Origin of the sequence: Stieleria sp. (assembly GCF_041595215.1) — a bacterium.
Lineage (GTDB): Bacteria > Planctomycetota > Planctomycetia > Pirellulales > Pirellulaceae > Stieleria > Stieleria magnilauensis.
In genome coordinates this window covers 1-3,369 of record NZ_JBFHKV010000955.1, presented here as the reverse complement: position 1 = coordinate 3,369, position 3,369 = coordinate 1, and the positions used below count along the sequence as shown (strand labels likewise).

Sequence of the window (3,369 nt, the reverse complement as noted above, 5' to 3'; positions counted from 1 at the left end):
CCCAAGCATCGCACACGCCGGACGCCGCAATTGGGAAACGCCTTGTTCAGCGATCGCGTGACCGACTCGCCGTCAACGCAATCATCTTCGATCAATAGGATTCTTAACTGCGTCTTTTGTTCTGCGATCACCATGACTCTCTCCTTCGCGGTTGTGCGTTTTCGGCCCCACCCCGTTTCCGTCGCGTCCGAGCAGTTCGCGACGGCGTGGCAGTTCACCAAGACGCGGCGGGCTACTCGGTGCGTTTTGAAAGTTGGACGAAGGATTGCATTTCGCGGAGCAACACATCGAAATGAATCGGTTTATTGAGAAAGCTGTCCGCACCCAACGCCAGCATTTCAGCTTGCAATTCGGGGTCACGCATGCCCGTCAATACAATCACGGGAATCCCCTCGGTCGCCTGGTTGTTTCGCAATGATTCCAACACAAAGCGTCCGTCCCCACTGGGCATCGAGACATCCATCAGAATCAGATCGGGATGATCGGTGATCGCTTCCCAAAACCCTTGCGTACCGAAGTAGGCGACCAGGACTTCCGCCTGGTACTCACTCAGACGCATTTCCAACGTGCGACAAATCTCGGGGTCATCGTCGATGCACAGGATCCGTGGTGTCCGAGTCGCCTTGGACGGATCGCTCCACCCTCCGTCGTTCCCGCTCGCCTTCCGCTTGGCCAAGCGGGCTTGCACCACCTGTTGTAAGGGGCGTTTGCGTGTTCGGGACGGCTTGCTGATCAGGCTTGACATTTTGGTTCTCCAGGTGGGGGATTGGAGGGGCGGGAGCCAGTGGAGGGCAATCAGGACAGGCCGGGTGTGCGAATCACCGATGGCACGTTTTGGGAGGGATGCCGGCAGGGGTGACCGAGGCTTGCGATTGCTTCAATTAATACGTAGATCGCCGTGGCGCGGGATGCAGGTTTGTTCAGCTGAGTTGAAGGAACACCGACAATCAGCTGGTTTGTAACATTGCCACGGGAGGAAATTTGACGTGATTGAGATACGAGGAGAGCGTTTCCAACAGCCCCCCCAGGTTCGACTTCACAAAGTATCCGGCAACATTCCGTTCGTAGGCCCGCGTCACGTCGCGCGGGTGATCCGAGGTGGTGAGGATGAAAATGACGGTATGGCGAAGCGTTTCGTCGGCTCGGATTTCGTCCAGAAACTGATGCCCGTTCATTCCCGGCATGTTGATGTCCAGCAACACGACCAGCTGACCGCGTTGCTCCGGCGTCAAGCGGTCCGAACGCAACAACTGGAGCGCCGCGGCGCCATCGGTCGCGTTGAGGATGTCGGCCTTCAAACCACGTTTTGCCACTCCCCGTCGGATGATTTCCAGATCGACGAAGTCGTCTTCGACGACCAAGATTGTCGGCGTGCCATTGCTCATATCGATGCTCCACAGAAGGCTTCAGGGGACGTTGCCGCTAGCTCGCGAGGCCAGGAAAAATGAAAGGTGGTTCCGCGGCCGAGTTCTGATTCCACTTCAATCGTGCCGCCGAAGTATTCGACTTGCTTCTTGACGATCGCCAGCCCCATGCCGCTGCCTTCGACCGTGGGATTGCCGACTCGCTGATACATCTGAAAGATACGATCGAAGTTGGTCGCTTCGATCCCGGGGCCGTTGTCGCGGACGGAGAATCGAAACTGATGGTCGCCGTCTGCCCACGTCACCTCGACGCAGCCCTGGGCGCCCTTGTCGTTGTGCTTGATCGCGTTGCCGACCAGATTCATGAACACCTGTTCGAGCGGCGGTCGAACGGTTTCGAACACCGGCAGATCATCCGGCCACTTGACTTCAATCGATTGCGGATTGCTGACCATGTCGACAATGTTTTCAAGCACCGATCGAACTTCGACGATCTCTGAAGGCGGATTGATTCTGCCGACGCGTGAGAAATCTAACAGGTCCTCCAGCAGGACTTCCAGTTTGCCGACCCTGACTTTCAGATTGTCCAGATAGACTTCGCCGTCACTGGACAGGTCGTCGCGAACATCCTCTTCGATCCACTGGGCCAAGTGTTTGATCCCGCGCAGCGGTGAACGCAAGTCGTGCGAGGCCACGTAGGCAAAGCTGTCGAGTTCTTCGTTGGTCGCCTGCAGCTGCGAGGCTTTTTCACGGAGTTCACGTCCGAGTGCCTGGGACTGCTGCAACAGTTCTCGGGTCCGCAGGTTTTGGTCACTAAAAATGCGTGCCGCCGTGGCCATTTTGCCGATCTCGTCGGTCCTTTCGGTCCCCGGCACATCTGCCAACACCTCCCCACTGGACAGTCGCTCGAACGTCTTGGTCAGATCGGAAATGGGGGTGACGATCAGCAGCGCCAATCGGGTAGCGATCAACAACGACAATCCGACGGCGGTCACGACGATGCCCAAGGAGAGTAGCCGGACACGATACGTGGTGGCCGCCAACTGCGAGGCGATGAACTCACGGCGAGCTTCGGCTTGAGAACGCAGTTGCGCCGAATAGTACGACACCTCCGACTCCTCACCGGCGATGACCACGTTGCGAAGAAACAGATAACTGCGTGTCGCTTGCACGGCCCGCAGTCCGACACCTTCATAGTCCCGAATCGCCTGAATGATCTCTTCGACTTGTCCCCCGTCAACTTGAATTTGATCGAGTTGTGAGACGGCGTTGTTGATCGCTTCGATCGACGCGGCGACCAATTCACCGTCGGGATTTTCGAAATACTTCAACAGAAACTTTTCCGCTCGGGAAAAGGCGGATTGGGACCGCACCAATGCCAAACGGTTTTGATCATCGACCTCGAGTCCGGACAACTGATCGGACAATCGCGACGTGCAATCTTCGATCCGTTTGGCCAATGCCGGCAACTGCTGTTCGACCAGGTCTTGCCGGATTTTTCGTTCGACGATGACGGAATCAAAATGTTCTGCATACTCCGTCACGCGTGAGTTGATCTGTTCGAACAGCGTTACCAATTCGGGATCCGTCTGCTGCTTCGTTGCCGTTTCGATGTTGACGCGGAGCCGCTCAAAGATCTCCTTGGCGGCGTCGGACTGTGATTGACGGCCGGAAAAGACAAAGCGGTCGGCCCGCAACCGCAGCTCTTGAACATCGCGATCCAAGCCGAGCACGACGGCGTTGACCGCTTCGATCTCGCTCATCCGGTTGGTTTCGTTCGTGATCCGTTTGGATCCGATATAGACCGCCAGCGCATTGCCGAACACCAGCATCAAGATGATGCCGAAGCCGAGATAGATCTTTCGTTTTAGCGACAGCTGAAACATTCTCGAAAGGGTGTCGAAAGTGACGTAGGTGGGCTTTAGTTCGCGGTCAGAAACTCGTTCCAAGCGCTCAACGTGGATTCATAGTTTTTCATCACGGTGTTCCAGACGGCGACATTGCT

Annotated in this window: 3 protein-coding genes; all 3 read right to left on the bottom strand. The window is 56.5% G+C overall.

What is annotated here, in order from left to right:
- Positions 1 to 232 precede the first annotated feature (232 nt).
- The 3 genes from ABX749_RS26760 to ABX749_RS26750 all read right to left on the bottom strand — a co-directional run bounded on the left by ABX749_RS26760 (position 233) and on the right by ABX749_RS26750 (position 3,250).
- Positions 233 to 745, bottom strand: coding sequence for a PleD family two-component system response regulator (locus ABX749_RS26760; protein ID WP_372898698.1), 513 nt, complete (start codon positions 743 to 745; stop codon positions 233 to 235).
- A gap of 202 nt (positions 746 to 947) precedes the next feature.
- On the bottom strand, positions 948 to 1,385 hold the full coding sequence (locus tag ABX749_RS26755) for a response regulator (protein ID WP_372898697.1): 438 nt from the start codon (positions 1,383 to 1,385) through the stop codon (positions 948 to 950).
- A complete protein-coding gene (locus ABX749_RS26750) occupies positions 1,382 to 3,250 on the bottom strand; it encodes an ATP-binding protein (protein WP_372898695.1) in 1,869 nt (622 codons plus the stop codon). Before ABX749_RS26750 ends, ABX749_RS26755 begins: the two co-directional genes overlap by 4 nt.
- Between the last annotated feature and the right edge of the window lie 119 nt (positions 3,251 to 3,369).